This is a genomic window from Streptomyces mutabilis, from assembly GCF_014649815.1.
Lineage (GTDB): Bacteria > Actinomycetota > Actinomycetes > Streptomycetales > Streptomycetaceae > Streptomyces > Streptomyces mutabilis.
In genome coordinates this window covers 1-585 of sequence record NZ_BMTT01000223.1, presented here as the reverse complement: position 1 = coordinate 585, position 585 = coordinate 1, and the positions used below count along the sequence as shown (strand labels likewise).

Here is a 585-nt window from a genome sequence, read left to right as displayed (position 1 = left end):
AAACCATCTAATATAGGAGCTGGATATATTCCAAATAATACTGTTAGTATTACAAATACTAATAACATTATAAATTCTCTTCTAGTTACATCACCTATATTCTCTACAAAATAAAGAGAGTAAGAACCTCCAAATACTATTCTATTATACATAAATATTGTATAAGCAGCAGAGAATACTATAGAAGTACTAGCTAAAACACCTAAAATAGGCATTCTTTCAAATACTCCATATAATGACATGAATTCACCTAAGAAATTTAAAGTTAAAGGAGTTCCACTATTTCCTAAAGCTAATATGAAGAATAATACAGAGAAAATAGGCATAACTTGAGCCATACCTCTGTAATATGTAATCAATCTAGTAGATGATCTGTCATATAAAATTCCTCCTGCACAAATAAATAATCCTGATGAAACAAAACCGTGAGCTAATCCTAAAACTATTGAACCCTCAATACCTTGTATTGTATTACTAAATGCACCTATTAAGTAAACAGCTGCATGAGATACTGATGAATAAGCAATTAATTCTTTAATATCTATTGTTCTTAATGTACTAAAACTAGCATATAATATTGTTATT

The 585-nt window shown here is 28.2% G+C and carries 1 protein-coding gene; it reads right to left on the bottom strand.

What is annotated here, in order from left to right:
- A partial coding sequence (locus IE142_RS40125) for a proton-conducting transporter transmembrane domain-containing protein (protein WP_229831279.1) occupies positions 1–585 on the bottom strand: 585 nt, incomplete at both ends.